The 3,149-nt window shown below is 67.3% G+C and carries 4 protein-coding genes; all 4 read left to right on the top strand.

Annotation, left to right across the window (positions count from 1 at the left end):
* The coding region (locus RMO30_RS09425; RefSeq protein WP_309712442.1) for a M20/M25/M40 family metallo-hydrolase at positions 1–1,106 on the top strand (1,106 nt) is incomplete at its 5' end.
* A gap of 1 nt (position 1,107) precedes the next feature.
* Positions 1,108–2,133 (top strand): permease, encoded by a 1,026-nt coding sequence (locus RMO30_RS09420; RefSeq protein WP_309712439.1) that lies wholly within the window; start codon positions 1,108–1,110, stop codon positions 2,131–2,133.
* Entirely contained in the window at positions 2,126–2,884 is a 759-nt protein-coding gene (locus RMO30_RS09415; RefSeq protein ID WP_309712436.1) for a TIGR03943 family putative permease subunit, read from the top strand. Before RMO30_RS09420 ends, RMO30_RS09415 begins: the two co-directional genes overlap by 8 nt.
* Positions 2,874–3,149 (top strand): hypothetical protein (locus tag RMO30_RS09410; RefSeq protein WP_397427918.1); only part of this gene is annotated, 276 nt, incomplete at its 3' end. The genes RMO30_RS09415 and RMO30_RS09410, both read left to right, overlap by 11 nt.

The raw sequence follows: 3,149 nt of genomic DNA, 5'->3' as shown, positions 1-3,149 counted from the left end.
CCCGCGTGCCGGGCCGCGATCCCGAGCGTCCCGCGATGGTGTTGCACGGTCATCTCGACGTCGTTCCTGCCGACGCCGCCAACTGGAGCGTCGACCCGTTCGAGGGCGTAATCAAGGACGGGATGCTGTGGGGCCGGGGCGCTGTCGACATGAAGGACATGGATGCCATGATCCTGACGTCGCTCGGCGACATCCTCTCAGGCGGTGAACTGCCCGCGCGGGAACTCATCGTCGCGTTCTTCGCCGACGAAGAGAACGGTGGCGTCTACGGGTCGCACTACATGGTCGACGAACATCCCGACCTGTTCGCCGGTGCAACGGAGGCGGTGAGCGAGGTTGGCGGCTATTCGATCGACCTCGCCGGCACGCGTGCGTACCTGCTGCAGACGGGGGAGAAGGCTCTCGTCTGGATCAAGCTCATCGCCCGCGGCACGGCGGCGCACGGGTCGCGGGTGTTCCGCGACAACGCGGTGACCAAGCTCGCCGAAGCGGTCGCGAAACTCGGGCGCGAGGAGTGGCCGGTGCATCTCACGGCGACGACACGCGACCAGTTGGCCCGGCTCGCCGAGATCCTCGGGGGCTCCGTCGACGACCCCGATGCGCTCATCCTCTCGGCCGGAACGGCGGCGGGCTTCCTGCAAGCCGGCATCCATGTGACCACCAACCCGACGGTGCTCGAAGCCGGCTACAAGCACAACGTCATCCCCGACCGCGCGGAAGCGCTCATCGACACCCGACCCTTCCCGGGTCGCGAAGACGAGGTGCTTGCGCGCATCCGCGAGATCGTCGGACCCGAGATCGAGATCGAGATCGTGCACCACGACATCGGCATGGAGGGCGAATTCTCCGGGGATCTCGTGGATGCCATGGTCGCCTCACTGCATCGCTTCGACCCCGGCGCGCCCGTGATCCCGTACCTGATGAGCGGTGGTACCGACAACAAGGCTCTCGCCAAGCTCGGAATCACCGGCTACGGCTTCGCGCCGCTGAAACTCGGCCCCGAACTGAACTTCCCGGCGATGTTCCACGGGGTCGACGAGCGGGTGCCGCTCGACGCGCTCGCGTTCGGTCGCGAGGTACTCGGCGACTTCCTGCGAAACTGCTGACGTGTCGACATCCACCCCCACACGGCTGCCGACGCCGCAGCGCACCTCTCCCGCCCGCTTCGCCGTCGCCGGGGTCGTGCTGGTCGCGGGTCTGGCGGCTGTGCGGGTCTTTGCGCCCGAGTCCGGAGTGGTCGATCTCGGCAACGTCGCTCAGGACTTCGTGACGCTATCGCTGAGCGTCGTCATCGAATCGCTGCCGTTCGTGTTTCTGGGCATCGGGCTCGCGGTGATCGTGCAGGTGTGGGTACCGGAACGGGTGCTGCTGCGGGTGCTGCCACGTACCCCGGTGCTGCGCCGCGCAGTGCTGTCGTTGCTCGGGGTGCTACTGCCGGTCTGCGAGTGCGGCAACGTTCCGCTCTCCCGAGGGTTGATCATGCGCGGGCTGACGGTACCCGAGGCGATGACCTTTCTGGTCGCGGCCCCGATCATCAACCCGGTCACCATCCTCACGACGTATCAGGCGTTCGGGTTCGACGACGGCATCCTCGTGGCCCGGGTGCTCGGTGGGTTCGCGATCGCCAACCTCGTCGGCTGGATGTTCTCGCGTCATCCCCGCCCGGATGCCCTGCTCACTCGCTCGTTCTCTGCGACGTGTGCGCGGGGGAGGAGCCACTCCCACGACCACGGTGGCCGCTGGCAGAAGTCGGTGGAAGCCTTTGCCGCCGAGACGACCGCGATGCTGCCCGCGCTTCTCGTCGGCTCTGCGATCGCCGGGCTCATCCAGGTGGGCGTCTCCCGCGACCTGCTCGTCACCCTGGGTTCCAACCCCGTGCTGTCGGTGTTCGTGCTCATGCTGCTGGCGTTCGTCATCGCGGTGTGCTCGAATGTCGACGCGTTCTTCATCCTCGCCTTCGGTGCCACCTTCCTTCCCGGGGCGATCGTCGCATTCCTGTTGTTCGGGCCGGTGATCGACGTGAAGATGCTCGCGCTCCTGCGCACCACCTTCACCGCGAAGACCCTGGCGCTTTTGACACTCCTCGTAGGGCTCGGGGCAGCGACGATCGGATTGGCGATGAACCTTGCGTGACCGGTTCGTGCAGCGTTGGCTCGGGGTGACTCTGAGCCTGATCGGTGTCGTCGCCATCCTCTGGCTCGGCGCAACGGGCCGACTCGAGCTCTACATCCACCCGCGGTACACGGTGTTCACGATCGTGATGGCGGTCATCGGGGGAGCGGCGTCGATCGCGGCCTTCCTCGTGGTGCCCGGTGGGTCGCAAGGGCATCACGATCACCAGGATGAGCAGCCACCGCGTACGGGATGGCGTGCCGCGATCGCGATCGCGGGGAGCGTGCTGCTCGTGGCGATCACGGTCGTCGCGCTCCTCGTGCTTCCGCCCGCGACCCTCACCTCTGCGACAGCTGACAACCGCGACATCTCCGACTCCACGGTTCTGTCGTCCTCGGACACGACGGCACTCGTCGGCGGCGACTCGACGACTTTCACCGTGAAGGACTGGGCGACGCTGCTGCACCAGGGTCTCGATGACGACTTCTTTGCGGGCAAGCCAGCCGCCTTCTCAGGCTTCCTGGTGGCGACCGACGACCCCGACGTTGTCTACGTAGCGCGGTTTCTCGTCACGTGCTGCGCCGTCGATGCCCAGCCGCTCGCCGTACCCGTCCTCCTGCCCGGGTGGCAGGACACGTTCGCTGTTGACGACTGGGTTGAGGTGACCGGCGGATTCTCACCGAACCCTGATGCGGCGGCCACCGAGGCGATCGTGCTCGTTCCCGAGACCTTCGAAGAGATCGAGCAGCCGACTCAGCCCTATGTCTACTGACGCCGAGCCTGCTGCCGGCGCGGTACGCCGCACCCGCCGCCTCGCGCGCAACTACCGCCGTTCCGTCATCGCGACCCTCGGCATCCTCGGGGTTGCGACTGCCGGTCTCGCGGTCGCGGGGGCCTTCCGCGGGCCGCATCTCGACGATGCCAGTGTCGCTGCCGCGACAGCGCTCGAGCGTTCCGGGCAACGACTGGTGCTGCAAGCCGACCAGGCGATCGGCCCCGTCGACCCTGCCGACGTCCGCATCACCCCCGAGGTACCG

It is taken from the genome of Pseudolysinimonas sp. (assembly GCF_031389465.1).
Lineage (GTDB): Bacteria > Actinomycetota > Actinomycetes > Actinomycetales > Microbacteriaceae > Pseudolysinimonas_A.
The sequence above is the reverse complement of the archived record's forward strand: the minus strand, read 5'-3'. Positions and strand labels throughout refer to the sequence as shown.